Below are 26177 nucleotides of genomic sequence, written 5' to 3' on the forward strand. Positions count from 1 at the left end.
GTGTGGATGCCAGCCTGGCAAGTGCTTATTTTCAGGGGTATTTTGTAACATGGCAGAAAAACAAACCGCGAAAAGGAATCGTCGCGAAGAAATACTTCAATCTCTGGCTCTGATGCTTGAATCCAGCGATGGCAGTCAACGCATCACCACCGCTAAACTGGCCGCCTCTGTGGGCGTGTCTGAGGCGGCGCTGTACCGTCATTTTCCGAGCAAGACCCGGATGTTCGACAGCCTGATCGAGTTTATTGAAGACAGCCTGATCACGCGCATCAACCTGATTCTGAAAGACGAAAAAGACACCACCGCGCGTCTGCGTCTGATTGTGCTGTTAATCCTGGGCTTCGGTGAACGCAATCCGGGCTTAACTCGTATCCTCACCGGCCACGCGCTGATGTTTGAGCAGGACAGACTGCAGGGCCGCATTAACCAGCTTTTCGAACGCATTGAAGCTCAGCTGCGCCAGGTACTGCGCGAAAAGAAAATGCGCGAAGGCGAAGGTTACAGCATTGATGAAACGCTGCTGGCAAGCCAGATTCTGGCGTTTTGTGAAGGGATGCTCTCTCGCTTTGTGCGCAGCGAGTTCAAATACTGTCCAACGGACGATTTTGACGCCCGCTGGCCGTTAGTGGCTGCTCAGTTGCAGTAACACCGTTGCCGGGTGGCGGCTTCGCCTTATCGGGCCTACGAAATGCGCAGGCCCGTTAAGCGTAGCGCCACCGGGCAATTTAACTACACCCCGAACGCTTCCCGGTACGCACGTACCGCTGCCAGATGGTCCGCCATCTCAGGCTTCTCTTCCAGATACGCAATCAGGTCTTTCAGAGTGATAATCGACGTCACTTTGCAGCTGTAATCGCGCTCGACTTCCTGAATAGCGGAAATTTCCCCGCGACCACGTTCCTGACGATCCAGAGAAATCAGCACGCCAGCAAGCGTCGCACCGTTGGCCTGAATGATCTCCATTGATTCGCGGATCGCCGTACCCGCGGTGATCACGTCGTCCACCAGCATCACGCGGCCCTGCAGCGGGCTGCCAACCAGATTCCCGCCTTCACCGTGGGTTTTAGCCTCTTTGCGGTTAAAGCAGTACGGCACGTCACGGTCATGGTGTTCCGCCAGCGCCACCGCGGTGGTGGTCGCAATCGGAATGCCTTTATAGGCCGGGCCAAACAGCAGGTCAAAATCAATCCCGGAATCCACCAGCGCTTCGGCATAGAAACGGCCTAACAATGCCAGATCGCGCCCGGTATTAAACAGCCCGGCGTTGAAGAAATAGGGACTCTTACGCCCGGATTTCAGCGTAAATTCGCCAAACTTGAGTACCTGCTTGTTGAGCGCAAACTCAATAAACTGGCGCTGATACGATTTCATGGATTTGCTCCTTTGGTTTTTCTGTCTTACAGGCAAAAAAAAGGCGACTCATTGGTCGCCTTTAAAATCAATTTTCTAACGCCGCTTTCTGCGTCGTTACAATAGATTCGATTCCCCCTCGGGCCAACGCCAGGAGAGAGAGAAGTTCTTCGTGGGTGAACGGCTCGCCTTCCGCCGTACCCTGTACTTCAATGATGCGACCGTCTTCGGTCATCACCACGTTCATGTCGGTTTCGGCTGCGGAATCTTCAACGTATTCCAGATCGCAAAGCGCTTCGCCGTTAACGATACCGACAGAAACCGCCGCAACCATGCCTTTCATTGGGTTGGTTTTCAGCTTACCGGCCGCAACCAGCTTGTTCAGAGCGTCCGCCAGCGCCACGCAGGCACCGGTAATGGATGCAGTACGCGTACCGCCGTCTGCCTGAATCACGTCGCAGTCCAGCGTGATGGTGAATTCACCGAGGATTTTCAGGTCAACGGCGGCGCGAAGCGCGCGCGCGATCAGACGCTGAATCTCCATGGTACGACCGCCCTGCTTACCCTTTGCCGCTTCACGGGCATTACGGGTATGGGTCGCACGCGGCAGCATGCCGTATTCTGCGGTGATCCAGCCCTGCCCCTGACCTTTCAGGAAGCGCGGAACGCCTTCTTCGATGGAGGCAGTGCACAGCACTTTAGTGTCACCAAACTCAACCAGCACGGAGCCTTCTGCGTGTTTTGTATAGTTACGGGTCAGGATGACGGGACGCACCTGGTTGGCGCTACGACCTGATGGACGCATGATGGATTCTCCGGCTTGAAACGAATGTGGCTGCGCATTATACGGATAAAGGACGCTTATTCCTATCCTGAGAAGCCCCCGAAAGCTATAATCCCCCCATCTCTCCTTTAAAAACGGGAATGTCTATGATCCGCAGTATGACCGCCTACGCCCGGCGTGAAATCAAGGGTAGCTGGGGTAGCGCCACATGGGAAATGCGCTCGGTAAACCAGCGTTACCTGGAAACGTATTTCCGTATGCCGGAGCAGTTCCGCAGCCTTGAGCCTGTTGTACGCGAGCGTATTCGTACGCGTCTGACACGCGGTAAAGTGGAATGTAACCTGCGCTTTGAGCCTGATGCCAGCGCACAGGGCGAGTTGATCCTCAACGAAAAACTGGCGAAACAGCTCGTGAATGCGGCGAACTGGGTCAAAATGCAGAGCGATGAAGGTGAAATCAATCCGGTTGATATTCTGCGCTGGCCTGGCGTCATGGCCGCCGGTGAGCAGGATCTGGATGCCATTGCCGCTGAAATCCTGGCAGCCCTCGACGGCACGCTCGACGACTTTATCGTTGCTCGTGAAACCGAAGGTCAGGCGCTGAAAGCGATGATTGAGCAGCGTCTTGAAGGTGTGAGCACCGAAGTGGCGAAAGTCCGCGCCCATATGCCGGAAGTGCTACAGTGGCAGCGCGAACGCCTTGTCGCCAAACTGGAAGAAGCGGAAGTTCAGCTGGAAAACACCCGTCTGGAACAAGAGCTGGTGCTGATGGCGCAGCGTATCGATGTCGCTGAAGAGCTGGACCGTCTGGAAGCGCACGTTAAAGAGACCTACAACATTCTGAAGAAGAAAGAAGCTGTGGGCCGCCGTCTGGACTTTATGATGCAGGAGTTCAACCGTGAGTCGAACACCCTGGCGTCTAAGTCGATCAATGCTGACGTGACGAATTCAGCGATTGAGTTGAAAGTGCTGATTGAGCAGATGCGCGAGCAGATTCAGAACATCGAGTAATGCCTTTCGGGTGGTGTCGACGGCACCACCCATTATTATTTCTAATCCATATCAACATCCGTTTTTACGTTTTACCGCCTATCATCAAGCCTGCTCAAGATAAATTAATAAAATTTTTTAGGGCAACCTGACTCGCCTTAGAAAATCTCAATCGTGATCTTGCGCACAAATCGCTAACCTCCCCGCGTTCACACCGGAGGGTCTATGCTGCTTCACATCCTTTATCTCATTGGCATCACCGCAGAAGCCATGACCGGCGCGCTTGCCGCCGGACGTCGCCGTATGGACACCTTCGGCGTAATCATTATTGCTACCGCGACCGCGCTTGGCGGTGGTTCCGTGCGCGATATCCTGCTTGGCCATTACCCGCTCGGCTGGGTTAAACACCCTGAATACGTGATTATTGTGGCGACTGCTGCCGTGTTAACCACCATCGTGGCGCCCGTTATGCCCCATCTTCGCCGCCTGTTCCTGGTGCTTGATGCGCTGGGGCTGATCGTCTTTTCGATCATCGGTGCGCAAATCGCGCTCGATATGGGGGAAGGACCGGTTATCGCCACCATTGCCGCCGTGGTCACGGGCGTATTCGGCGGTGTGCTGCGCGATATGTTCTGCAAGCGCATTCCTCTGGTCTTTCAAAAAGAACTGTATGCCGGCATCTCCTTTGCGGCAGCGGTGCTTTATATCGCCCTGCAGCATTACGTTTCTAACCATGATGTGGTGGTCATCTCGACGCTACTGTTTGGCTTTACGGCCCGCATGCTGGCGCTGCGCCTGAAGCTCGGGCTGCCCGTTTTTCATTACAAACACAGCGCACACTAGTTTCAGAACCCGTTGATGTGCTGTTCAGCGAGCCATTTCGCCAGCACATCAATCTGAGGCACGAGCATCCAGTTAACGATTTGTCGCGCTTTTTCCTCTCCCGTTCCCGGCAGGGCCTGCCAGTCCTTTGCGTTGCGCCCGCTCATCTTCTGCCACGATATGTCTCCCATCGCCTTCAGCGAAGCCTGCGTCATTGGCACACCCAACGCCATGAGCCAGCGGATAAACGGCTTCTCGCGCACCAGATTAAATCGGTGCCAGAGCGCCAGCCCGCGTGCTGAGGAAAACCCCGGTGTAGACTGCAGCTGCGCCTGAGTTAATAACAGCCATGAAAAGAGATGTTCAAAATGATGCGCCTGCCAGAGGGTACGCCAGCCTGACTCGCCTAATCCTTCAATATCAAGCACCTGCTTTGAACTGAGCCAGGTCAGCCGGGCAAAGAACTGCTCCATACACTCCGGGGAAGCGTAGAAACAGCTAAGCGAATGATAACGCGAGGCCGGAGGCTCTGGTTTATGTCTGTCCGTCCCGCGCCAGAGCACTTTATCAAACCGGGGGATACCCTGCCCGGCCAGGCTGATCTGTATCTGATCCCCCGGGGCAATATCCAGTATCTGCCAGCGCCCAACCGAGCCCAGGCTCACCCGCTGCACCTGTTTATCATCCAGTTGCACGGGTTCCAGCGCGGCTACAACGGAAATTTTGCCCGTTCGCCCCACGGAAAAATGAATATGACTCACCTCAGCAACCTGGGCTGTAGGCGCATATTTCCACGCAACAACCCAGTTGCCTTCTCCCGGTAACCAATCTTCGCCCGCGGGTTCATCCTCCGAACGCACCACAATGCCATCCGTGGCAAAGGGTAATGCGGTCGCGTGCCAGGTCGCGCGCTGTTTCTCGACGCCATCAACAGATTCGGCGGGAAGCGTATACCGTGCCGACAGCGTAAAACCAGCCTGAGACAGTTCAGCTAAAGAGGTCTGCATATCTTTCGGTCCGTCCGGCCAGGCCCAGATGAATACGCCGATCTTGCTCAATAGCGAGTTATCCTTTTGCCGCATCATCGCCCCCGCCACCTTTGCACGAGCGTTCATTCCGCCCATCTGCTGCTGAATGTGGTTGTCGCGCAACCAGAAAAGCTCGCCCTGTAAGACGCTGTTCGCCAGCTTGCCGGTGAGCTTTTGCGGAACAGACGGGACTAAGCGCACCTTCCCGGTCCAGTCTTCCCCTTTCAGGCCATCACCGCGACTGATGGCCTGGGTTAACTTCCCGTCACGATAGACCAGCGTCACCGCCACACCGTCAACTTTCGGCTGCAGCCACAGATGCTGTCGGGCACGCATCCACTGTCTCAGTTCCTCTTTGCTGGCCACCTTATGCACGCCCGTGTGGGCAACAGGATGTTTTACGCTCCCCGTCAGCGCGGGGAGTTTCTCTTCTGAAGGCTCACTGCCAAAACAGCTCTGCCACTGCGTTAAACGCCCGTGAAGCTGGTCGTAAACCTCGTCGTTGATCTCGCTCACGCCCTGCTTCCAGTAAGCCTCATCCCAGCGTTTGATTTGCGCGCTTAACGACGCCATCTCTTTCTCTGCTTTTGCCTGCGACCACACCGGACACATCGCCGCGCCATAACCGCACCACAACAGCATTAACCCGCTTATCCATCGCCACATCGCTACCCCTCCTTTGCGTTGCAGGAGGTATACCCGGATGCCTGAAACAACGCTAACGGCAACGTTTCGCATTGCGAGACGCTATCCAGTATTTCTTTTGGTTGCTGAAAACCACAGATAAAACCTGAAAACGGCACGCAAAATTCAATAATCGAGGGGAAAAAGTGTGACAAAGGCTACGTCACACGGCGGTGACGTGTATAATAAGCCCGTATGTAGGACTTCTTCGTTAACACATACAAAAGACTCTCATGGCTCAAGGCACGCTTTATATTGTTTCTGCCCCTAGTGGCGCGGGTAAATCCAGCCTTATTCAGGCACTGTTAAAAACCCAACCGTTGTACGACACACAGGTTTCTGTTTCTCACACCACGCGCCAGCCGCGTCCGGGTGAAGTGCACGGTGAACACTATTTCTTTGTGGATCACGACGAATTCAGAGCGATGATCGGCAGAGACGCGTTTCTTGAACACGCTGAAGTATTTGGTAATTACTACGGTACTTCGCGTGAAACCATTGAGCAGGTTCTGGCCACGGGCGTGAATGTGTTCCTGGATATCGACTGGCAGGGCGCACAGCAAATTCGCAAGAAAATGCCTGACTCGCGCAGTATCTTTATTTTACCGCCATCGAAAGATGAGCTGGATCGCCGTCTGCGTGGCCGCGGTCAGGACAGCGAAGAAGTGATCGCAAAGCGTATGGAACAGGCTGTTGCAGAAATGAGCCATTACGCGGAATATGATTACCTTATTGTGAATGATGATTTTGATGCCGCATTGAGCGATCTCAAAACCATTCTTCGTGCAGAACGTCTGCGTATGAGCCGCCAGAAGCAGCGACATGACGCATTAATCACCAAACTGTTGGCAGACTGAACCCACTTTCAGTATCATGCCCAGTCATTTCTTCACCTGTGGAGCATTTTAAGTATGGCACGCGTAACTGTTCAGGACGCTGTAGAGAAAATTGGTAACCGTTTTGACCTGGTGCTGGTCGCCGCGCGTCGCGCTCGTCAGATGCAGGTAGGCGGTAAAGATCCGCTGGTACCGGAAGAAAACGATAAAACCACCGTTATTGCACTTCGCGAAATCGAAGAAGGTCTGATCAACAACCAGATCCTCGACGTGCGTGAGCGCCAGGAGCAGCAAGAGCAGGAAGCCGCAGAACTGCAGGCCGTAACCGCTATTGCTGAAGGTCGTCGTTAATTAAACCTGCGGGTCGCCCTTGTATCTGTTTGAAAGCCTGAATCAACTGATTCAAACCTACCTGCCTGAAGACCAGATTAAGCGTCTTCAGCAGGCGTATCTCGTTGCACGTGACGCTCACGAGGGCCAGACACGTTCAAGCGGTGAACCCTATATCACGCACCCGGTAGCGGTGGCCTGTATTCTGGCCGAGATGAAACTCGACTACGAAACGCTGATGGCCGCTCTACTGCACGACGTGATCGAAGATACCCCTGCCACTTACCAGGACATGGAACAGCTGTTTGGCAAAAGCGTTGCCGAACTGGTGGAAGGGGTCTCTAAGCTTGATAAGCTGAATTTCCGCGACAAGAAAGAGGCGCAAGCCGAAAACTTCCGCAAGATGATTATGGCGATGGTGCAGGATATCCGCGTCATTCTCATCAAACTCGCTGACCGTACCCACAACATGCGCACGCTGGGCTCACTTCGCCCGGATAAACGTCGCCGCATTGCCCGTGAAACCCTCGAAATCTACAGTCCGCTGGCGCACCGTTTAGGTATTCATCACATTAAAACCGAGCTGGAAGAGCTGGGTTTTGAAGCGTTGTACCCGAACCGCTATCGCGTGATTAAAGAGGTGGTGAAAGCCGCACGCGGTAACCGTAAAGAGATGATTCAAAAGATCCTCTCTGAAATCGAAGGGCGCTTACAGGAAGCGGGGATCCCGTGCCGCGTCAGCGGTCGCGAGAAACACCTGTACTCCATCTACTGCAAAATGGTGCTCAAAGAGCAGCGTTTTCACTCGATCATGGATATCTACGCCTTCCGCGTCATTGTCCATGACTCGGACACCTGTTATCGCGTGCTGGGGCAGATGCACAGCCTCTACAAACCGCGTCCGGGTCGCATGAAAGATTACATCGCCATTCCAAAAGCGAACGGCTATCAATCTTTGCACACCTCGATGATTGGTCCGCACGGTGTGCCTGTTGAGGTGCAGATCCGCACCGAAGACATGGACCAGATGGCAGAGATGGGGGTTGCCGCACACTGGGCGTATAAAGAGCACGGTGGCGAAAGCAGCACGACCGCACAAATCCGCGCCCAGCGCTGGATGCAGAGCCTGCTGGAGCTTCAGCAGAGTGCGGGCAGCTCGTTTGAATTTATCGAGAGCGTTAAATCCGATCTCTTCCCGGATGAGATTTACGTTTTCACCCCAGAAGGTCGCATTGTCGAACTGCCTGCGGGCGCAACGCCAGTCGACTTCGCTTACGCCGTGCATACCGATATCGGGCATGCCTGCGTCGGCGCGCGCGTCGACAGACAACCTTATCCACTGTCTCAGCCGCTCTCCAGCGGCCAGACGGTAGAAATTATTACCGCGCCGGGTGCACGTCCTAACGCGGCCTGGCTGAACTTTGTCGTGAGCTCCAAAGCACGCGCCAAAATTCGTCAGTTGCTGAAAAACCTCAAGCGTGATGATTCCGTCAGCCTGGGGCGTCGTCTGCTCAACCACGCGTTGGGCGGCAGCCGTAAGCTGGCTGAAATTCCGCAGGAGAACGTCCAGCGTGAGCTGGAGCGCATGAAGCTTACGTCGCTTGACGACTTGCTGGCAGAGATTGGCCTCGGCAACGCCATGAGCGTGGTGGTGGCGAAGAATCTGCAGCAAGGCGACACGACAGCGGTGCCGGCAACCACGCAAAGCCACGGACACCTGCCGATTAAAGGCGCGGACGGCGTGCTGATCACCTTCGCAAAATGCTGTCGTCCAATTCCTGGCGATCCGATTATTGCGCACGTCAGCCCGGGCAAAGGGCTGGTTATCCACCACGAATCCTGTCGTAACATTCGCGGCTATCAGAAAGAAGCCGAGAAGTTTATGGCGGTCGAGTGGGATAAAGAGACCGCGCAGGAATTTATCACCGAAATTAAGGTGGATATGTTCAACCACCAGGGTGCCCTGGCGAATCTGACGGCAGCGATCAACACGGCTTCGTCCAACATTCAGAGCCTGAATACGGAAGAGAAAGATGGCCGCGTGTATAGCGCCTTTATTCGTCTGACCGCTCGCGACCGCGTACATCTGGCGAATATTATGCGCAAGATCCGCGTCATGCCGGACGTGATTAAAGTCACCCGAAACCGAAACTAGGTTTATGAATTCACAACGTTATGCACGTATCTGCGAAATGCTCGCCAGGCGTCAGCCTGACCTGACGGTCTGCATGGAGCAGGTGCATAAACCTCATAACGTCTCTGCTATCGTTCGTACCGCAGATGCCGTCGGTGTGCATGAAGTGCACGCCGTCTGGCCGGATGGCCGTATGCGCAATACGGTCTCGGCGGCAGCAGGCAGCAACAGCTGGGTGTCTGTTAAAAATCATCACACCATTGGCGAAGCCGTATCGCACCTGAAAGGGCGCGGGATGCAGATCCTGGCCACTAACCTGTCCGCTAAAGCCGTAGATTTCCGCGAGATCGACTACACCCGCCCGACCTGCATTTTGATGGGTCAGGAGAAAACCGGGATCACCCAGGAAGCGCTGGATCTGGCGGATCGGGACATCATCATTCCGATGATCGGCATGGTCCAGTCTCTTAACGTCTCCGTGGCGTCCGCGCTCATTCTGTATGAAGCGCAGCGCCAGCGTCAGAACGCCGGGATGTACGAGCGCAGCAACAGCATGCTGCCGGAAGAGGAACAGCAGCGCCTGCTGTTTGAAGGTGGCTATCCGGTGCTGGCTCGCGTTGCGAAGCAGAAAAAATTGCCTTACCCCCACGTCAACGCGCAGGGCGAAATTGAAGCCGATGCCGAGTGGTGGGCCACCATGCAGTACGCCGGGTAAGCGATGAAAGGCCGCCTGCTGGATGCCATCCCGCTTAACAGCCTGACGGGCGTGGGCGCGGCGCAAAGCAATAAGCTGGCAAAAATTGGCCTGCACACGGTGCAGGATCTCCTGCTTCACCTCCCCCTGCGTTACGAAGACCGCACCCAGCTATACAAGATTGGCGATCTCCTTCCTGCCATTTACGCCACCGTTGAAGGCGAAGTCCTGAACTGCAACATCACCTTCGGCGGGCGCCGGATGATGACCTGCCAGATCAGCGACGGCACCGGCATTCTCACCATGCGTTTTTTCAACTTCAGCGCGGCGATGAAAAACAGCCTGGCGACGGGCCGCAGGGTGCTGGCCTATGGCGAAGCCAAACGCGGGAAATACGGCGCAGAGATGATCCACCCGGAGTACCGCGTGCAGGGCGATCTCAGCACGCCGGAGCTGCAGGAGACGCTCACCCCGGTTTACCCGACGACGGAAGGCATCAAGCAGGCGACGCTGCGTAAGCTCACCGATCAGGCGCTGGAGCTGCTGGATACCTGCGCCATTACCGAGCTGCTGCCACCCGAGCTGGCGCAGGGCATGATGAGCCTGCCCGAGGCGCTGCGCACCCTGCACCGCCCGCCACCAACGCTGCAGCTCAGCGACTTAGAAAGCGGCAAACACCCCGCTCAACAGCGTCTTATCCTTGAGGAATTACTGGCCCATAACCTGAGCATGCTGGCGCTCCGCGCCGGCGCGCAGCGTTTCCACGCCCAGCCCTTAAGTCAGAATGATGAGCTCAAAGATAAGCTGCTGGCCTCCCTGCCGTTTAAACCCACCGGCGCACAGGCGCGCGTCACCGCCGAAATCGAACGCGATATGGCGCTCGACGTGCCGATGATGCGCCTGGTGCAGGGCGACGTGGGGTCCGGTAAAACGCTGGTCGCCGCCCTGGCGGCCCTGCGCGCGATCGCCCACGGTAAACAGGTGGCGCTCATGGCGCCGACCGAGCTGCTGGCCGAGCAGCACGCCAATAATTTCCGCGCCTGGTTTGCGCCGCTGGGGATTGAAGTGGGCTGGCTTGCCGGGAAGCAAAAAGGCAAAGCGCGCCTTGCGCAACAGGAGGCTATTGCCAGCGGGCAGGTGCAGATGATTGTCGGCACGCACGCCATCTTCCAGGAGCAGGTGCAGTTTAACGGCCTTGCGCTGGTGATTATCGACGAGCAGCACCGCTTCGGCGTGCACCAGCGTCTGGCATTATGGGAGAAAGGCCTGCAGCAGGGCTTCCACCCGCATCAGCTGATCATGACCGCTACGCCGATCCCGCGCACCCTGGCGATGACGGCCTACGCCGATCTGGATACCTCCACCATCGACGAACTGCCGCCGGGCCGTACGCCGGTCACAACGGTCGCCATTCCTGACACGCGCCGCAGTGATATCATCGACCGCGTGCGCAACGCCTGCACCCACGAAGGGCGTCAGGCCTACTGGGTTTGTACGCTGATAGAAGAGTCGGAACTGCTGGAAGCGCAGGCTGCCGAAGCCACGTGGGAAGAGCTTAAGCTGGCGCTGCCGGAGCTGAACGTGGGCCTGGTTCATGGACGCATGAAGCCTGCCGAAAAACAGGCGGTGATGCAGTCGTTTAAGCAGGGCGAGCTGCATTTGCTGGTCGCCACGACGGTCATTGAAGTGGGCGTGGACGTCCCGAACTCCAGCCTGATGATTATCGAAAACCCGGAGCGCCTGGGCCTTGCCCAGCTCCACCAGCTGCGCGGGCGCGTTGGCCGTGGCGCGGTAGCGTCCCACTGCGTCCTGCTCTACAAAGCCCCGCTCTCAAAAACAGCCCAGATGCGGTTGCAGGTGCTGCGCGACAGCAACGACGGTTTTGTGATTGCGCAAAAAGACCTGGAGATCCGCGGCCCGGGCGAACTGCTGGGCACGCGTCAGACGGGGAACGCGGAATTCAAAGTGGCGGATTTGCTGCGCGATCAGGCTATGATCCCCGAGGTTCAGCGCCTCGCCCGCCACATTCATGAACGCTACCCCGAACAGGCGGCAGCGTTAATTGAGCGCTGGATGCCGGAAACCGAACGCTATTCCAACGCCTGATTCAGGCAAACATCGGCAGCATCAGGTACAGCTTAATCACCAGCGCGTTGACGATATCAATAAAGAACGCCCCGACCATCGGGACCACCAGAAACGCCATGTGCGAAGGCCCGAAGCGTTCGGTGATCGCCTGCATGTTGGCGATAGCCGTTGGGGTGGCCCCCAGACCAAACCCGCAGTGACCCGCCGCCAGCACCGCCGCATCGTAGTTTTTGCCCATCATCCGCCAGGTCACGAACATGGCGTACAGCGCCATAAACAGGGCCTGCACCGCCAGAATCGCCACCATCGGCAGCGCCAGCGAGGCCAGCTCCCACAGCTTGAGACTCATCAGCGCCATCGCCAGGAACAGCGACAGGCAGACGTTGCCGAGCACCGACACCGCCCGTTCAAACACGCGATAGAAGCCCATCAGCGCCAGGCCGTTGCTCAGGATCACCCCGATAAACAGCACGCAGACAAACGTCGGCAGTTCAAACGCTGAGCCCGCCAGCCATTGCGCAACCACTTTGCCCACGGTCAGGCAGATGGCGATCGTCGCGATGGTTTCAATCAGCACCAGCGAGGTAATGCTGCGCCCGACGTCCGGCTTTTCAAATGCGGTCGGCACCAGCTCATCGTCCGGCCTGCCGTCCGGTGTGGTGGAGTGCTTCACCAGATAGCGTGCCACCGGGCCGCCAATCAGGCCACCCAGCACCAGCCCAAAGGTCGCGCAGGCCATCGCCACCTCCGTCGCGTTTTCAAACCCGTAGCGCTCGATAAACAGCTTGCTCCATGCGGCCCCGGTACCGTGGCCGCCCGAAAGGGTAATTGACCCCGCCAGCAGCCCCATCAGCGGATCCAGTCCCAGCAGCGTCGCCATCCCGATGCCGATAGCGTTTTGCATCAGCAGCAGCCCCACCACCACAATCAGGAATACGCCGAGCACTTTACCGCCCGCCCGCAGGCTCGCCAGGTTGGCGTTCAGGCCGATGGTGGCAAAGAAGGCCAGCATCAGCGGGTCCTTCAGGGACATATCAAAATCGATTTCCCAACCCATGCTTTTTTTCAGTATCAGCAGGGCCAGCGCCACCAGCAGACCACCGGCGACAGGTTCAGGAATGGTGTATTTCTTCAGAAGGGAAACGCTATGTACCAGCTTACGGCCAAGCAGTAAGACCAGCGTTGCGGCAACAAGTGTCGACAACGTATCGAGATGAATCATAGAAGGCTCCTGTTTTGCGCGTGTTCCATACACACGCGGCGTTATCCTGGGCCGGTTTGCGCTCTTCATGAGCTCCCGGCGCGAAAAAGTGTAATTTTTTTTCCCGATACGTTGTAGAAAACCTGCTCACAGCGGCAGATTTTCTTCCCTTTTTTTGCTGGCAATCGTTTGCTTTTACCAGGTGGTCAGATAAAATGCCCGCTTTTCCACCGTGGGATTGCCGCCGATGTCCGTTAACACCATAGAGTCGCCTGATGCGCAACCGATTGCGCAGAAGCAAAATAGCGAACTGATTTACCGCCTTGAAGACCGCCCGCCGCTGCCGCAAACGCTGTTCGCCGCCTGCCAGCATCTTCTGGCGATGTTTGTTGCGGTGATCACCCCGGCGCTGCTGATTTGCCAGGCGCTCGGTTTACCGGCGCAGGACACGCAGCACATTATCAGCATGTCTCTTTTTGCCTCCGGCGTGGCCTCGATTATTCAAATTAAAGCATGGGGGCCGGTGGGGTCGGGATTATTGTCGATTCAGGGCACCAGCTTTAACTTCGTGGCGCCCCTGATCATGGGCGGTACGGCGCTGAAAACCGGCGGTGCGGATGTCCCGACCATGATGGCGGCGCTGTTCGGCACGCTGATGCTGGCCAGCTGTACGGAGATGGTGATCTCCCGCGTTCTGCATCTGGCTCGCCGCGTTATCACCCCGCTGGTTTCCGGCGTCGTCGTGATGATTATCGGCCTGTCGCTGATCCAGGTGGGCCTGACCTCCATCGGCGGCGGCTATGCCGCAATGAGCGACCACACCTTCGGCGCGCCAAAAAACCTGCTGCTGGCAGGCGTCGTGCTGGCGATCATTATTCTGCTTAACCGTCAGCGTAACCCTTACCTGCGCGTGGCCTCGCTGGTGATCGCCATGGCGGCGGGTTACCTGCTGGCGTGGGCGCTGGGCATGCTGCCGGAGAACACCGCGCCGACCAACAGCGCGCTGATCACCGTTCCTACGCCGCTGTACTACGGTCTGGGCATTGACTGGGGTCTGCTCCTGCCGCTGATGCTGGTCTTTATGATCACCTCGCTGGAGACCATCGGTGATATCACCGCCACCTCCGACGTCTCCGAGCAGCCGGTGTCCGGCCCGCTGTACATGAAGCGCCTGAAAGGCGGCGTGCTGGCGAACGGCCTGAACTCGTTTGTCTCTGCGGTATTCAACACCTTCCCGAACTCCTGCTTCGGTCAGAACAACGGCGTGATCCAGCTGACCGGCGTGGCCAGCCGCTACGTTGGCTTCGTGGTGGCGCTGATGCTGATCGTCCTCGGCCTGTTCCCGGCGGTGAGCGGCTTTGTGCAGCACATCCCTGAGCCGGTGCTGGGCGGCGCAACGCTGGTGATGTTCGGGACGATCGCGGCCTCCGGCGTGCGTATCGTCTCCCGCGAGCCACTGAACCGCCGCGCGATCATGATTATCGCCCTGTCACTGGCCGTCGGTCTGGGCGTTTCCCAGCAGCCACTGATCCTGCAGTTTGCACCTGACTGGGTAAAAAACCTGCTCTCTTCCGGCATTGCCGCAGGCGGTATCACCGCTATCGTGTTGAACCTCGTTTTCCCGCCTGAGAAAAATTGATTTCTCTCACGGCAGGCAGTCAATGCCTGCCGTGACATCTAATTACACCATTCCCGCCTTGAGGATTGCGCATAAATCGTGCATAACTCCCTTATGTGCGTTTTGCGGGATGGAAGACCATGAAATTTATTGGAAAGCTCCTCATCTATCTTCTGGTAGCCCTGCTCATTGTGATGCTGGCGCTCTACATTCTGCTCCAGACCCGCTGGGGCGCGTCTCAGGTCAGCAGCTGGGTGACGGTGAATACCGATTACGAACTCAGTTTCGACAAGATGAATCACCGCTTTTCGTCGCCTTCCCACATTATTCTGGAAAACGTCATCTTTGGTCGGGACGGTAAACCCGCCACGCTGGTCGCCAAAAAAGTCGATATTGGCCTGAGCAGCCGCCAGGTAACCGATCCGCTGCATATGGACACCATCACCCTGTTCGACGGCACGCTGAATCTCTCGCCGCAGACGGCGCCGCTGCCTTTCCAGGCGGATCGCCTGCAGCTGAACAACATGGCCTTTAACAGCCCGAATACCGAATGGGACCTGAGCGCGCAGAAGGTGACGGGCGGCGTCAGCCCATGGCAGCCGGAAGCCGGGAACGTGCTGGGGAACAACGCGCAGATTCAGATGAGCGCAGGCTCGCTGACCCTGAACGGCGTACCGGCCACCAACGTGCTGATCGAGGGCCAGCTTAACGGCAAGGAGGTGGTGCTGAAAACGATTGGCGCCGATATGGCCCGCGGCTCACTCACCGGCTCCGCCCTGCGCAACGCCGACGGGAGCTGGATTATCGACACCATGCGTCTGAACGAGATCCGCCTGCAGAGCGATAAAACACTGACGGCGTTCTTCGCGCCGCTGGCCACCATACCCTCTCTGCAGATTGGTCGTCTGGACGTGACCGACGCCCGGCTTCAGGGCCCGGACTGGGCGGTGACCGATCTCGACTTAAGCCTGCGCAACCTGACTCTCAGCAAAGGCGACTGGCAGAGCCAGGAGGGCCGCCTGTCCATGAACGCCAGCGAGTTTATCTACGGCTCGCTGCATCTTTTCGACCCGATTCTGAATGCAGAGTTTTCCCCGCAGGGCATGGCGCTGCGTCAGTTCACTTCCCGCTGGGAGGGCGGCATGGTGCGCACCTCCGGTAACTGGCTGCGCGACGGTAAAGCGCTGGTGCTGGACGATGTCGCCATCGCCGGGCTGGAATACACCCTGCCGCAGAACTGGAAGACGCTGTGGATGGAGCCTCTGCCGGAATGGCTGAACAGCGTCACGCTGCAAAAATTCGGCCTGAGCCGCAACCTGGTGATCGACATCGATCCTGCCTTCCCGTGGCAGATCACCTCTCTGGACGGCTATGGCGCAAACCTGCAGTTGGTGAAAGATCGCCAGTGGGGCGTCTGGGGCGGCAGCGCAACCCTGAACGGCGCGGCGGCGACCTTTAACCGCGTGGACGTGCGCCGTCCGTCGCTGGCGCTGAATGCCAACGCCGCCACGGTGAACATTACCGACCTGAGCGCGTTTACCGAGAAAGGAATTCTGGAAGCAACGGCGACGGTTTCTCAGCTTCCGCAGCGGCAGACTACGGTGAGCCTGAACGGGCGCGGCGTGCCGCTCAACGTACTGCAGCAGTGGGGCTGGCCTGCGCTGCCGATTGCGGGCGACGGCAATATTCAGCTCACCGCCAGCGGCAGCGTGCAGGCGAATACCCCGCTTAAGCCGACGGTGAACGGCAAGCTGAACGCGGTGAATATGGATAAACAGCAGGTGCAGCAGACGATGACGGGTGGCGTGGTGTCGACGGTGGCTCCGGCACAGTAAATAGCCGGGTGGCGGCTATGCCTTACCCGGCCTACGATCCCATGTAGGCCCGGTAAGCGAAGCGCCACCGGGCATTTTTACGGCTCAGAGGTGAACCACCACCTCATTCCCCTCCGCTTTCACCAATACGCCCCACTCGCTACCCGCCTGTGAGCCGCCTTTCACGCCATTCACCTTCTGCACGTTGCGCAAGCACACCGACCAGTTTTTCGCGTCTCCCGCGCCGGTAAAGGTCACGATATCGCCCTGACGCGATGCCTTCAGCGTAAACGCCACCGCGCCGTCCGCCGCAGGCACTTCGCTCACCGCCGTTGCGCCGTCGCTCAGGTTAAACAACTGGAAGGCCGTCCCCTCATTCCACGCGTAGTCCGGCTTCTGGTTGTTGCTGCCCAGCGCCAGCAGCGTATTGTCGCGCACATAGACCGGCAGGCTCATGAAATCGTGCTGCTGCTTATGCCAGCGGCTGCCCTGAATTTGGTCGTTAAGCCACAGGTGCGTCCAGCGGCCTTCCGGCAGGTAGAACTGCACGTCGCCCGCCTCGGAGAACACCGGTGCCACCATCATTGCATCCCCCAGCATGTACTGACGATCGAGGTAATCGCACGCCGGATCGTCCGGGAACTCCAGCATCATCGCCCGCAGCATCGGCGTACCGAACTCGCGGGCCAGCGCCGCCTGACGGTACAGGTACGGCATCAGCTGACACTTCAGCTGCGTGAAGTGGCGCACCACGTCGCAGGACTCGTCATCGTAGGCCCACGGCACGCGGTAGGATTTACTGCCGTGCAGGCGGCTGTGGCTGGAGAACAGCCCGAACGCGCACCAGCGTTTGTAGACGTGCGCCGGGGCGGTGTTTTCGAACCCGCCGATATCGTGGCTCCAGAACCCGAAGCCGGACAGGCCAATCGACAGCCCGCCGCGCAGGCTCTCGGCCATAGATTCATAGTTGGCGTAGCAGTCGCCGCCCCAGTGCACCGGGAACTGCTGCGCCCCGACGGACGCGGAGCGGGCAAACAGCACCGCTTCTTCTTCCCCCACCGTCTCTTTCAGCACGTTCCACACCAGCTCGTTATAGATGTAGGCGTAGTAGTTGTGCATCTTCTGCGGATCGGACCCGTCAAACCACTGCACGTCCGTCGGGATACGCTCGCCGAAGTCGGTCTTGAAGCAGTCGACGCCGATCTCCACCAGGCCTTTCAGCTTGTCGGCATACCACCGGCACGCGTCCGGGTTGGTAAAGTCATAAATCGCCAGCCCCGGCTGCCATTTGTCCCACTGCCACAGGGAGCCGTCCGGGCGCTTGAGCAGGTAGCCCTTCGCTTTCAGCTCCTGGAAGATCGGGGATTTCTGGCCGATGTACGGGTTAATCCACACGCAGACCTTCAGCCCTTTCGCCTTCAGGCGGCGGATCATGCCTTCCGGATCCGGGAAGGTCACCGGGTCCCACTCGAAATCGCACCACTGGAAGGCCTTCATCCAGAAACAGTCGAAGTGGAACACGTGCAGCGGCAGGTCGCGCTTGGCCATGCCGTCGATAAAGCTGTTTACCGTCGCTTCGTCGTAGTTAGTGGTAAACGAGGTGGTAAGCCACAGGCCGAACGACCAGGCAGGCGGCAGCGCCGGACGCCCGGTGAAACGGGTATAGCGGTTTAATACCTCTTTCGGCGTCGGGCCGTCGATCACGAAGTACTCGAGATATTCGCCTTCAACGCTGAACTGCACTTTGGAGACCTTCTCGGAGCCGACTTCAAACGAGACGTTCTCGGGATGATTCACCAGCACGCCGTAGCCGCGGTTGGTCAGGTAGAACGGGATATTTTTGTAGGACTGCTCGGTGCTGGTGCCGCCGTCGCGGTTCCAGGTTTCGACCGTCTGGCCGTTGCGCACCAGCGCGGTAAAGCGCTCGCCGAGGCCGTAGACCGTTTCCCCCACGCCCAGATCCAGACGTTCGAACACGTAATTGCGGTCGGCGTTGGTATCCTGCACGTAGCCGTTGTTTTTCAGCTGGCTGCCGGTAATGCGCTGGCCGTTACGCAGGAAATCCAGCGCCCAGAACTCGCCTTTGGTGACGCGCACGCTGACGCTGCCGCTTTTCAGCTCGGCAAACTCGGCGTTGTTTTCAATCTCTACCTTCACGTCCTTCAGAACGTTCAGCGGATAGTGCGGGCCGTTGTTCAGCGCGCCCTGGAAATGCTCAATGCGCACCCCGACAATCCCTTCCTGCGGGGCAAACAGGCGCACCGTGAACATCAACGTGTCGAGCTGCCAGGTGCGTTCGCGCACGTCGCGCGGCGCCACGTACACCACCAGGTCATTGCCCTGCTGCTCCACGTCGAACACCTGAACCGGATACGTCACGTTCAGGCCCGGTTGAATAAGCCAGTTTCCATCACTGATTTTCATGCTTTCGTCCTCTTAGTTCTGCAATTCTTTGCTGACCGGCAGGGTTTCAAATTCCTGCTGATTGCGGCGCGCGCCCTGTGCCAGCTCGCCCAGGATTTTGGTCAGGAAGGGGGTTTTCAGCGTGTAGTAGCGTTTGGCGATGATGGCGCTCAGCACGTAGCAGACCGCCGGGGCTAGGGTAAACAGGCCGATAATGATGCTGATGGTCGCGCTGTTCTGGGTTTTGGCCGCCGCGTCGTAGCCTCCGCCTGCCAGCATCCAGCCGATCATCGCCCCGCCCAGCGCCAGACCGAGCTTCAGCACGAACAGCGTGCCCGCAAAGCTGATGCCGGTCAGGCGTTTGCCGTTGGTCCATTCGCCGTAGTCGACGGTATCTGACATCATCACCCACTGAATCGGCGTCACCAGCTGGTGCAGCACGCCAATGGCGAAGATAAAGGCGAACATCAGCACGGTGGCATGCATCGGCACGAAGAACATCGCCACGCTGACCACCGCCAGCGCGGCGTTGGTCCACCAGAAGATGCTGACCTTGCACTTCCAGTCGGTAAGCGGTTTCGCCAGCGCGGAGCCGATCAGGTTGCCAACGCAGTAGGTGGTGAGGAACGCGACGAACACCTCCGGCGAGCCCATGATCCAGGTGCAGTAGTACATCATCGCGCCGCCGCGCACGCAGACGGCGAGGATGTTGAGGATGGTCAGCACGCCAACGATGCGCCACTGGTCGTTTTGCCAGATGTCGCGCAAGTCTTCCCGCATGGAGGTGGTGCTCGGCGGCACCTGGATGCGCTCTTTGGTGGTAAAGAAGCAGAACGCCAGCATCAGGAACGCGACCACCGACAGCACGGCGATGCCGCCCTGGAAGCCGAACGCCTTATCGTCGCCGCCAATCAGCTTCACCAGCGGCATCATCAGCACCGTGGAGAGCATGCCGCCCGCGGTCGCCAGCACAAAGCGCCAGGACTGAAGGGAGATACGCTGCGTCGGGTCGTTAGTGATTACGCCGCCGAGCGCACAGTAGGGGATGTTGACCACGGTATAGAGCAGGGTCAGCAGGGTGTAAGTAATGGCGGCATACACCATTTTGCCGTTGAGGCTGAGGTCCGGCGTGGTGTAGGCCAGCACGCAGACGATGCCGAACGGGATGGCACCAAACAAAATCCACGGACGGAACTTACCCCAGCGGCTGCGGGTGCGGTCGGCGATCAGCCCCATGCACGGGTCGGAGATCGCATCCAGCGCGCGCGCCAGCAGGAACATGGTGCCGACAAACCCGGCGGGAATGCCGAAAATATCGGTGTAGAAAAACATCATGTACAACATAACGTTATCAAAAATTATGTGGCTGGCGGCGTCACCCATGCCGTAGCCAATCTTCTCTTTTACTGACAATACTTCGCTCATCTTTTTTTATCCTTCACGCTGTAGGGGGCGCTGAGACCGGTTACAGAGTTTTAAACCATTGTTTCAGGAGCGGGTATTGCGTTTTCTGATTAGCAGATTACGTTTCTTGTTTTTTGTGATCGCGGTAAATGTTGGGAAGCAGAAAGGCTAACATGAGGATTTTCTTAGGAATTACCTGAAACAGGGGGGTACAGGTCAAAAGAGAGGTGAAAAAAGTGGTGTGGGGTATGTGGTAAATGCCTGAAAGTAGCTATAATGCGCCCCGCCTCCATGTAGCAATCGAGGCGCGGAAGATCGTCATCTCCGGTGAGGTGGCTGGACTTCAAATCCAGTTGGGGACGCCAGCGTTCCCGGGCAGGTTCGACTCCTGTGATCTTCCGCCAAAATCATTCCTTTTTATACAAACTTTCTAGTGCTGCCAATAAGTCCCTTAATCCACTGTTAAAATCATTTCTAAAATCTGCGTATTTTTTGTTTTTAACAACTCAGGTATTTTGCAATCTTTCAAAAGTAAAGGAAGCACATGAATACAATTGTGTTGAATTTCATTCCAATATTTTGTTTGCCATTCTCTTTCTACCCATTTTGATGAAACCGTATTTTCAGAAAGAATAACAATTACAAAATCAGCTTCTTCTAGTCCGTCTGAAATTCGCTCGGGAATACTTCCCCCCACTTTTATGTCCCATTCATCCAACCAAGGAGCATACCCATTTTCTTCAAGGTCCATACATAACATCTTTGCAAACGGTTTATCTAATGATGAATGAGAGATGAAAATTTTTGCCCCGTTAGGTTTATTCATATAGCGCTGCTCCACAATTTGGTCCAGAAGAGTAGTTTCAATGTAATGTAATTCTGAAAAATAACTGCACAATTTCTTATATGATATTTTATTGTATGGAGAGCACAGTTTAGTGAGTTCAGCTTTACGATTTATTACGAGACAGGCAAACCAAACTCGAGCAGTTCCTGCAATTTAACGACCGGACGTTTTAGAAGGGGCAGGCAAGATCAGCAAGAAAGTGGCTGATGAAAAGGCGTGCTCAGAATACATTGAGTTTGAAAAAAAGCAGCGCCTGCTGAAAGAAGCCGAGGGTGAGAAAGATATCGTCGGCTTATTAAAATGGGATAAGCAGGCTAAGCGCTAATCCCGGTCCCCCGGCTCGCATCATCCACAAACAGCATTTCAATGCGGTTTCATCCATGCCTAAAAAGCCGTGAATAACGCCTGCGTCATCCAGGGCTGAGCGCGACGATTAACTCCGTGTAACTGCCGGTGGGCAGCAGGACAGGGCTGATATTCAGCCCTGTGACAGTTATTTTCAGCGACATCTTTCAGATATTACGCACTGAGATCTCTGCTTTTATTAAGCTGTATAGCTTATCTGATAACTCATTAAGGGTATTGTTTTCAGCTTGCAGCATTTTGCCGTTATTTTGCAATATTAAGTCGTTAAAGGAACCAGCCCCTCTGAAAATAGACCTAATACCTAACACGACCTGGTCATAATCAGAATCCAGGTGCTCACGATAATAAATTAGTCTTTTTGACCAAACACTTTCATCACAAGAGACAAGTAATTCAATGATTTGATTAAGTAACGTATGTATTTCTGATTTCATTTCAATCCCCCAAAATTAACCGTCTCTACGCCTGGAATATTCCAAGGTGCAGGGATTACGACTTGCTCAGTACCTCCAGGGAAAATATCAGACTGGTAGCCCACCTCTCCGACATATACCTTCGATCCTGCAGGAATTTTTATCTCATAAAAACTATCGATCACAGATTCAGAACCGTCAGGCCATTTTGGTAACACAGCCTTATCGACACGCGTCTGTAGTACTCCTAAAGGTCGTTCATAACTGAAAAATCGACCCAACTCTGTGCCGCTTTGACCACCTCTAAAAAATGTGGTGTCCTGAGACAATGTTATTTCCTTGTAAGCTCCGCCTGAGAATGTTTCGGCAAAGCGCTCATTTAATGGTCCGGGCTTTATCATCGAGTATTCACCCTCGACTTTTCCCAGAACATGGAGATTGTTAAGCTCACTCGCCGCCCCCAGTCTGCCAAGGCCAAGACCCGCAGCAACAGAAGCGCCAGCAATAACCAGCCCTTTATTGTCCATAACCTGATTGTAACCCGCTGGCGCATCGCCACCGAGCTGCTGCGCGGTCTGATGGAATCCCTCGATATTGCCATTATAGATCCCGCCCGCGGCCAACAAGCGACCAGCAGTTTTGCTGTTGATGATTTTTGCAGCCTGAGCATGTTGCGCAGGTGCCGCCGGGCGAACGTGATATCCCGGGCGTTTCAGTTGCCGGGACAGGAGATGGCTGAGCCGGGTATGAAGGAACAGCGGCAGATCATTGCGAAGGTCACCGGATGTCGTCAACACTCCCGAAATAGCATGCCCGGTTATGTCTTTTCTCAGCAGAACGAGCTTCCCAGATTTGATGTCGGCAAGAGTGTCACGGTATGCCATCCACGGATGCTGCCAGTGAAACGGTTGATAACGGCTGACAAACCGGGTGTAGCCCTGTGGTAAATTCCACTCCTGAATTATGCGGTTGGGCAGTGCAGTTTCTGCGAGATCTCCTGCCGCAGTGTCCGGATGGATAATGTGAGGAATGTCCTCAAGGTAGATGTCGTCCAGTGACATTGCCTGACTGTGATGAAGCATAGTGTCCCTTTTACGCTGCCGTTATACGCCCAATTATTGCGCATTCCAGGCAACAGGCAAAGACCCCTAATGCCCCGCGGTTGATTGACCACATACCCTGCCTGGGTTATGTCTGACCGGAGATGGACCAGAAAACGTCCGCTACGAGCGAGGAACTGAAGTTCGCAGTTACTCTCAAAGTCGATGAAGAAATTGCCAGCATTACTGTGTATTAATCAATGGGGAGCAGGTCAAGGGCGTTAAGCCTGTCCACCCAACCGCATATGCAACAGCGGAAACGGATTCCCCTGCCCGTCCAGTTCCGAGCGTCCGACCTGCTCAAACCCCATATGGCGATAAAATCCCACGCCCTGCGGGTTCTGCTCATTCACGTCCACTTCGTTCGCGCCGAACGCTGCGATGGCGTGTTGCAGCAGAAATTTCCCGACGCCCTTCCCCCGGCTCGCGTCATCAACAAACAGCATTTCAATACGGTTTTCATCCACGCCTAAAAAGCCGTGAATAACGCCTGCATCATCGCGAGCCATCACGACCTTGAGGTTAGGCAGATAGGCGTTAAGCAATAACGGGCGCAGCGCCGCAATATCGCTTTCCTGCAAAAAATGATGGGTGGCGCGGACGGAGGATTCCCAGATCGCGACCAGACGTTCGAAGTGTGAGGGGAGTGCGGTTTCTATTTTCATGGGGGGATCATGTTTGGAAAACCGAATTATTTCAAGCCACGCTTTGCGGTCTGTTCCCCCCTCACCCTAACCCTCTCCCTCAGGGAGAGGGAACTGACCGTGCGGTTTTTCATCCCCTACCCTAATCTCCATCACCGCGTACACCCCATCCTTCGGCACGACGACGGTGACGTTGTCCACCGGCACGCCCGCCGCGAGGTGGATATCCTGCAGCTGCTGCAGCGTCCTCGGGTGAATATCCTCCCAGCCGATACCGCGCAGCACAAAGTCAATGTGCGGGCTACTGGTGAGCATGTTCGACACAATCACCGCCCCGCCGGGCTTGACCAGCCGCAGCGCGCGCTGGAGGAAAGTCACCGCATCGGTATCGTTGAAGTATTCGAAGATCCCCAGCGCATCGACCAGTTCGGCCTGATGCTCGCCCAGCTCCAGCAGCAGGTCCTCGTTACGCACCAGCGTATGGAGCATGTTGCGCCTGAGCAGCGTCAGCTGTTCACCCACCACAATGCCTTCCTGCGCCGCCATGGTTTCGGCCCAGCTCAGCGCCACCGGGTCTTTGTCTACCAGCGTGAGATAGACCTGCTGGCCGTCGAGCTTTGCTTCACGCAGCGCCTCCAGCACCGGAATGGCGGCACCGCTCGCGAGGCTGACCCAGTTGTTCTCGCTCTCATTGTGAATGTACTTATCCACCAGCGCGGCCAGCACCCTGGCGCGGGAACGCACGCCAACCGCATCGTTAGCGTGGATAAACCACTGGCGGCTGTCGCTGTCCATTTTAGTGCCGTCGGGCAGGCGATCTTCCAGCAGGTTTTGCACCACAAACAGCGCCAGCGCGGAGGGCACCAGCCGGGTGCGCCACGCGGTGAGCGCCGGGCGGTTGCGGAAGGCCTGTTCGGAATAGCGGTTCTGGGGGACAAGCACGGCCTGCCCGCCCTCGTCGTATTCCACCCGCGGCGGCCGGAGCGCTGGCTCAGCTTTCAGGGCGCGGTCAAGGGAGGCGATCTCACGGGCAGCGTCGTCTTTCATCGGCCACTGGTCGCTGACGTCGGGAAATGACGCGCTGAAAATCGTCATATTTTCCGGCGCATCGCCGCGAAAAGGCTGCCAGTTCATGTCGTCTTCCCTCCGTTAGGCTTTTAACGGAAGTCTATCCAGGCGAGCCAGTAATGCCCCAGGAAGAAAGCACGATTTTTATTGCTTCACCCACACCAGCTGGTCAATCCGGAAGCCCAAGCTGCGCGCGGTGTTCAGGTAATCCTGCTTCACCGCATCCGGGATGGTCGGCGTGCGCGACAGGATCCACAGGTAATCGCGGTTCGGGCCGCTGACCAGCGCGTACTGGTACTTATCGTCGAGCCTGATCACGTTATAGCCGCCGTAGAATGGGCCGAAGAAGGAGACCTTCAGCGCGGCCGTGGTCGGTTCGCCGGTAAAGTACGCTTTCCCCTCGCTCTCATTCCATTTGTTCTTCACCGGATCGTAACCCCGGTTGAGGACGCTGATGCCGCCGTCGCTGCGCTTGCCGTAGGTGGCGGTTACCTGCTCCAGCCCGCGTTCAAAGCGGTTTTCCAGACGGGCGACCTCATACCATTTGCCGAGATAGCGGCTGGCGTCAAAACCGGAAATAGGCTGCACGCCCTTCGGCGGCGTGGGGGATTTACAGGCGACCAGCGTCAGCGCAATGGCAACACCGGTCACAACAGGCCATAGCTTCATGAGAATTCCTTTCATTTGCACGGTTGGACGTTAAGTGTAGTGCACCGTTTCGGCGCTTCATCCCGTTCGGGAAAATTCGTAGTATATTGAGAGTATTCCTCCACTCTGGACACGGACATGGCTTACTCCATCGGCGAATTCGCCCGACTCAGCGGCATCACCGCCACCACCCTGCGGGCGTGGCAGCGTCGCTATGGTTTACTCAAGCCACAGCGCACGGAAGGCGGCCATCGCCAGTACAGCGATGAGGACGTCCAGCAGGCGCTCAAAATCCTCGACTGGGTAAAAAAAGGTGTTCCGATTGGCCAGGTCAAACCGCTGCTGGAACGCCCGACGCCGGGACGGACCAACAACTGGCAAACCCTGCAGCAGAACATGCTGCAACGCCTGCAGGACGGCAAAGTCGAATCCCTGCGCCAGATGATTTACGACGCCGGACGCGAGTACCCAAGGCCGGAGCTGGTCGCGAACGTGCTGCGCCCGCTGCGCAGCCAGGTTTCGGCCAACGTCGCCGCCGCCATGACCCTGCGCGCGATCCTCGACGGCATCATCATCGCCTACACCTCGTTTTGCCTCGAAGGCGATAAAAAAGCGCCGGGCGATAATATTCTGCTCAGCGGCTGGCACCTCAACGACCCGTGCGAGATCTGGCTCGAAGCCCTAACGCGCACCGGACAGGGCCATCGGATCGACATCCTGCCGGTTCCGCCTGACGCGCTGGCACCGGAAATTTTCCCGGAGCGCAAATGGCTGCTGGTCACCAGCGGCAAACTCACCGCCGGGCGGAAAAAGCAGCTGGAGCAGTGGCAGCAGCAGGTATCGCTTGAAGTGATTATCCTCTAATCATTTTCTCCTGCGGGAATCTTCACGAAAATTTGAATATTTTCCCGC

The 26177-nt window shown here is 56.8% G+C and carries 23 protein-coding genes, 1 tRNA gene and 2 pseudogenes; 13 read left to right on the top strand and 13 right to left on the bottom strand.

Going from position 1 to position 26177, the window contains the following annotated elements:
* Window positions 1-49: 49 nt before the first annotated feature.
* The gene (gene slmA, locus AC0TNG_RS02615) at window positions 50-646 is read left to right on the top strand and encodes a nucleoid occlusion factor SlmA (RefSeq protein ID WP_024906630.1); all 597 of its coding nucleotides are present in this window, start codon (window positions 50-52) and stop codon (window positions 644-646) included.
* Between the two features lie 83 nt (window positions 647-729).
* Here slmA and pyrE read toward each other — a convergent pair whose 3' ends face one another.
* Both pyrE and rph read right to left on the bottom strand, forming a co-directional pair.
* On the bottom strand, window positions 730-1371 hold the full coding sequence (gene pyrE / locus AC0TNG_RS02620; protein WP_024906631.1) for an orotate phosphoribosyltransferase: 642 nt from the start codon (window positions 1369-1371) through the stop codon (window positions 730-732).
* Window positions 1372-1438: 67 nt separating this feature from the next.
* On the bottom strand, window positions 1439-2155 hold the full coding sequence (rph, locus tag AC0TNG_RS02625) for a ribonuclease PH (RefSeq protein WP_024906632.1): 717 nt from the start codon (window positions 2153-2155) through the stop codon (window positions 1439-1441).
* A gap of 125 nt (window positions 2156-2280) precedes the next feature.
* Between rph and AC0TNG_RS02630 the strand changes: the two genes are divergently transcribed.
* Together AC0TNG_RS02630 and AC0TNG_RS02635 are read left to right on the top strand one after the other, a co-directional pair.
* Complete coding sequence (locus AC0TNG_RS02630; protein ID WP_032650708.1) at window positions 2281-3144, top strand: YicC/YloC family endoribonuclease; 864 nt, start codon at window positions 2281-2283, stop codon at window positions 3142-3144.
* 204 nt (window positions 3145-3348) lie between these two features.
* Window positions 3349-3966 (top strand): trimeric intracellular cation channel family protein, encoded by a 618-nt coding sequence (locus AC0TNG_RS02635; RefSeq protein ID WP_023334014.1) that lies wholly within the window; start codon window positions 3349-3351, stop codon window positions 3964-3966.
* Between the two features lie 2 nt (window positions 3967-3968).
* On the opposite strand, the gene ligB is transcribed toward AC0TNG_RS02635, so the two are convergent.
* Complete coding sequence (gene ligB / locus AC0TNG_RS02640) at window positions 3969-5639, bottom strand: NAD-dependent DNA ligase LigB (protein ID WP_473712731.1); 1671 nt, start codon at window positions 5637-5639, stop codon at window positions 3969-3971.
* A gap of 251 nt (window positions 5640-5890) precedes the next feature.
* On the opposite strand from ligB, the gene gmk reads away from it, so the two are divergent.
* The 5 genes from gmk to recG are packed head-to-tail and all read left to right on the top strand — an operon-like array spanning window position 5891 to window position 11757.
* Window positions 5891-6514 carry a guanylate kinase gene (gene gmk / locus AC0TNG_RS02645; RefSeq protein ID WP_008502674.1) on the top strand — a complete coding sequence of 208 codons (624 nt, stop codon included), beginning with the start codon at window positions 5891-5893 and terminating at the stop codon, window positions 6512-6514.
* A 54-nt stretch (window positions 6515-6568) separates the two neighbouring features.
* Window positions 6569-6844: a DNA-directed RNA polymerase subunit omega gene (rpoZ, locus tag AC0TNG_RS02650; protein WP_000135058.1), complete on the top strand. Its 276-nt coding sequence runs from the start codon at window positions 6569-6571 to the stop codon at window positions 6842-6844.
* A gap of 19 nt (window positions 6845-6863) precedes the next feature.
* Window positions 6864-8978: a bifunctional GTP diphosphokinase/guanosine-3',5'-bis pyrophosphate 3'-pyrophosphohydrolase gene (gene spoT, locus AC0TNG_RS02655; RefSeq protein ID WP_024906643.1), complete on the top strand. Its 2115-nt coding sequence runs from the start codon at window positions 6864-6866 to the stop codon at window positions 8976-8978.
* A gap of 4 nt (window positions 8979-8982) precedes the next feature.
* Entirely contained in the window at window positions 8983-9672 is a 690-nt protein-coding gene (gene trmH, locus AC0TNG_RS02660; protein ID WP_024906644.1) for a tRNA (guanosine(18)-2'-O)-methyltransferase TrmH, read from the top strand.
* A 3-nt stretch (window positions 9673-9675) separates the two neighbouring features.
* Window positions 9676-11757 carry an ATP-dependent DNA helicase RecG gene (recG, locus tag AC0TNG_RS02665; RefSeq protein WP_024906645.1) on the top strand — a complete coding sequence of 694 codons (2082 nt, stop codon included), beginning with the start codon at window positions 9676-9678 and terminating at the stop codon, window positions 11755-11757.
* 1 nt (window position 11758) lies between these two features.
* Here recG and gltS read toward each other — a convergent pair whose 3' ends face one another.
* Window positions 11759-12961: a sodium/glutamate symporter gene (gene gltS / locus AC0TNG_RS02670; protein ID WP_061716221.1), complete on the bottom strand. Its 1203-nt coding sequence runs from the start codon at window positions 12959-12961 to the stop codon at window positions 11759-11761.
* A 226-nt stretch (window positions 12962-13187) separates the two neighbouring features.
* Here gltS and xanP point away from each other — a divergent pair, with 226 nt between their 5' ends.
* Both xanP and AC0TNG_RS02680 read left to right on the top strand, forming a co-directional pair.
* Window positions 13188-14579, top strand: a complete 1392-nt coding sequence (gene xanP / locus AC0TNG_RS02675) for a xanthine/proton symporter XanP (protein ID WP_014881972.1) — start codon at window positions 13188-13190, stop codon at window positions 14577-14579.
* 119 nt (window positions 14580-14698) lie between these two features.
* The gene (locus AC0TNG_RS02680) at window positions 14699-16393 is read left to right on the top strand and encodes an AsmA family protein (protein ID WP_473712732.1); all 1695 of its coding nucleotides are present in this window, start codon (window positions 14699-14701) and stop codon (window positions 16391-16393) included.
* A gap of 84 nt (window positions 16394-16477) precedes the next feature.
* Here the strand turns inward: AC0TNG_RS02680 and yicI are convergent, their stop codons facing one another.
* Together yicI and AC0TNG_RS02690 are read right to left on the bottom strand one after the other, a co-directional pair.
* Window positions 16478-18796, bottom strand: a complete 2319-nt coding sequence (gene yicI / locus AC0TNG_RS02685) for an alpha-xylosidase (protein WP_473712733.1) — start codon at window positions 18794-18796, stop codon at window positions 16478-16480.
* Between the two features lie 12 nt (window positions 18797-18808).
* Entirely contained in the window at window positions 18809-20200 is a 1392-nt protein-coding gene (locus AC0TNG_RS02690; RefSeq protein ID WP_024906649.1) for a glycoside-pentoside-hexuronide family transporter, read from the bottom strand.
* Between the two features lie 288 nt (window positions 20201-20488).
* On the opposite strand from AC0TNG_RS02690, the gene AC0TNG_RS02695 reads away from it, so the two are divergent.
* Window positions 20489-20583, top strand: a tRNA-Sec gene (locus AC0TNG_RS02695).
* Window positions 20584-20630: 47 nt separating this feature from the next.
* Here the strand turns inward: AC0TNG_RS02695 and AC0TNG_RS02700 are convergent.
* Window positions 20631-21005, bottom strand: coding sequence for a toll/interleukin-1 receptor domain-containing protein (locus AC0TNG_RS02700; RefSeq protein ID WP_050597740.1), 375 nt, complete (start codon window positions 21003-21005; stop codon window positions 20631-20633).
* A gap of 134 nt (window positions 21006-21139) precedes the next feature.
* Between AC0TNG_RS02700 and rhuM the strand changes: the two are divergent.
* Window positions 21140-21351 (top strand): annotated as a pseudogene (rhuM, locus tag AC0TNG_RS02705) (RhuM family protein); the annotation flags it as partial.
* Here rhuM and AC0TNG_RS02710 read toward each other — a convergent pair.
* From AC0TNG_RS02710 to AC0TNG_RS02735, 6 genes and pseudogenes are all read right to left on the bottom strand, one after another.
* Window positions 21350-21447: pseudogene (locus tag AC0TNG_RS02710) on the bottom strand (GNAT family N-acetyltransferase); the annotation flags it as partial. The pseudogenes rhuM and AC0TNG_RS02710 overlap by 2 nt on opposite strands.
* A 91-nt stretch (window positions 21448-21538) precedes the next feature.
* Window positions 21539-21826 (bottom strand): DUF6966 domain-containing protein, encoded by a 288-nt coding sequence (locus AC0TNG_RS02715; protein ID WP_024906650.1) that lies wholly within the window; start codon window positions 21824-21826, stop codon window positions 21539-21541.
* Window positions 21823-22887, bottom strand: a complete 1065-nt coding sequence (locus tag AC0TNG_RS02720; protein WP_208763382.1) for a hypothetical protein — start codon at window positions 22885-22887, stop codon at window positions 21823-21825. Before AC0TNG_RS02720 ends, AC0TNG_RS02715 begins: the two co-directional genes overlap by 4 nt.
* Window positions 22888-23126: 239 nt before the next feature.
* Window positions 23127-23570, bottom strand: a complete 444-nt coding sequence (locus AC0TNG_RS02725; RefSeq protein WP_024906652.1) for an acetyltransferase — start codon at window positions 23568-23570, stop codon at window positions 23127-23129.
* A 66-nt stretch (window positions 23571-23636) separates the two neighbouring features.
* The gene (locus AC0TNG_RS02730; RefSeq protein WP_473712734.1) at window positions 23637-24683 is read right to left on the bottom strand and encodes a class I SAM-dependent methyltransferase; all 1047 of its coding nucleotides are present in this window, start codon (window positions 24681-24683) and stop codon (window positions 23637-23639) included.
* A gap of 78 nt (window positions 24684-24761) precedes the next feature.
* The gene (locus AC0TNG_RS02735) at window positions 24762-25286 is read right to left on the bottom strand and encodes a lipocalin family protein (RefSeq protein WP_032650679.1); all 525 of its coding nucleotides are present in this window, start codon (window positions 25284-25286) and stop codon (window positions 24762-24764) included.
* 117 nt (window positions 25287-25403) lie between these two features.
* On the opposite strand from AC0TNG_RS02735, the gene AC0TNG_RS02740 reads away from it, so the two are divergent.
* Window positions 25404-26129 carry a MerR family transcriptional regulator gene (locus AC0TNG_RS02740; RefSeq protein WP_061716237.1) on the top strand — a complete coding sequence of 242 codons (726 nt, stop codon included), beginning with the start codon at window positions 25404-25406 and terminating at the stop codon, window positions 26127-26129.
* Window positions 26130-26177 lie beyond the last annotated feature (48 nt).

The sequence above is a fragment of the Enterobacter sp. PL_is514 genome, from assembly GCF_055816715.1.

What these genes read in the sequence shown, in the direction of transcription:
- slmA (WP_024906630.1), top strand. Translation starts at nt 50, where the DNA reads ATGGCAGAAAAACAAACCGCGAAAAGGAATCGTCGCGAAGAAATACTT.
- pyrE (WP_024906631.1), bottom strand. Translation starts at nt 1,371, where the DNA reads ATGAAATCGTATCAGCGCCAGTTTATTGAGTTTGCGCTCAACAAGCAG.
- rph (WP_024906632.1), bottom strand. Translation starts at nt 2,155, where the DNA reads ATGCGTCCATCAGGTCGTAGCGCCAACCAGGTGCGTCCCGTCATCCTG.
- AC0TNG_RS02630 (WP_032650708.1), top strand. Translation starts at nt 2,281, where the DNA reads ATGATCCGCAGTATGACCGCCTACGCCCGGCGTGAAATCAAGGGTAGC.
- AC0TNG_RS02635 (WP_023334014.1), top strand. Translation starts at nt 3,349, where the DNA reads ATGCTGCTTCACATCCTTTATCTCATTGGCATCACCGCAGAAGCCATG.
- ligB (WP_473712731.1), bottom strand. Translation starts at nt 5,639, where the DNA reads ATGTGGCGATGGATAAGCGGGTTAATGCTGTTGTGGTGCGGTTATGGC.
- gmk (WP_008502674.1), top strand. Translation starts at nt 5,891, where the DNA reads ATGGCTCAAGGCACGCTTTATATTGTTTCTGCCCCTAGTGGCGCGGGT.
- rpoZ (WP_000135058.1), top strand. Translation starts at nt 6,569, where the DNA reads ATGGCACGCGTAACTGTTCAGGACGCTGTAGAGAAAATTGGTAACCGT.
- trmH (WP_024906644.1), top strand. Translation starts at nt 8,983, where the DNA reads ATGAATTCACAACGTTATGCACGTATCTGCGAAATGCTCGCCAGGCGT.
- recG (WP_024906645.1), top strand. Translation starts at nt 9,676, where the DNA reads ATGAAAGGCCGCCTGCTGGATGCCATCCCGCTTAACAGCCTGACGGGC.
- gltS (WP_061716221.1), bottom strand. Translation starts at nt 12,961, where the DNA reads ATGATTCATCTCGATACGTTGTCGACACTTGTTGCCGCAACGCTGGTC.
- xanP (WP_014881972.1), top strand. Translation starts at nt 13,188, where the DNA reads ATGTCCGTTAACACCATAGAGTCGCCTGATGCGCAACCGATTGCGCAG.
- AC0TNG_RS02680 (WP_473712732.1), top strand. Translation starts at nt 14,699, where the DNA reads ATGAAATTTATTGGAAAGCTCCTCATCTATCTTCTGGTAGCCCTGCTC.
- yicI (WP_473712733.1), bottom strand. Translation starts at nt 18,796, where the DNA reads ATGAAAATCAGTGATGGAAACTGGCTTATTCAACCGGGCCTGAACGTG.
- AC0TNG_RS02690 (WP_024906649.1), bottom strand. Translation starts at nt 20,200, where the DNA reads ATGAGCGAAGTATTGTCAGTAAAAGAGAAGATTGGCTACGGCATGGGT.
- AC0TNG_RS02700 (WP_050597740.1), bottom strand. Translation starts at nt 21,005, where the DNA reads ATGAATAAACCTAACGGGGCAAAAATTTTCATCTCTCATTCATCATTA.
- AC0TNG_RS02715 (WP_024906650.1), bottom strand. Translation starts at nt 21,826, where the DNA reads ATGAAATCAGAAATACATACGTTACTTAATCAAATCATTGAATTACTT.
- AC0TNG_RS02720 (WP_208763382.1), bottom strand. Translation starts at nt 22,887, where the DNA reads ATGCTTCATCACAGTCAGGCAATGTCACTGGACGACATCTACCTTGAG.
- AC0TNG_RS02725 (WP_024906652.1), bottom strand. Translation starts at nt 23,570, where the DNA reads ATGAAAATAGAAACCGCACTCCCCTCACACTTCGAACGTCTGGTCGCG.
- AC0TNG_RS02730 (WP_473712734.1), bottom strand. Translation starts at nt 24,683, where the DNA reads ATGAACTGGCAGCCTTTTCGCGGCGATGCGCCGGAAAATATGACGATT.
- AC0TNG_RS02735 (WP_032650679.1), bottom strand. Translation starts at nt 25,286, where the DNA reads ATGAAGCTATGGCCTGTTGTGACCGGTGTTGCCATTGCGCTGACGCTG.
- AC0TNG_RS02740 (WP_061716237.1), top strand. Translation starts at nt 25,404, where the DNA reads ATGGCTTACTCCATCGGCGAATTCGCCCGACTCAGCGGCATCACCGCC.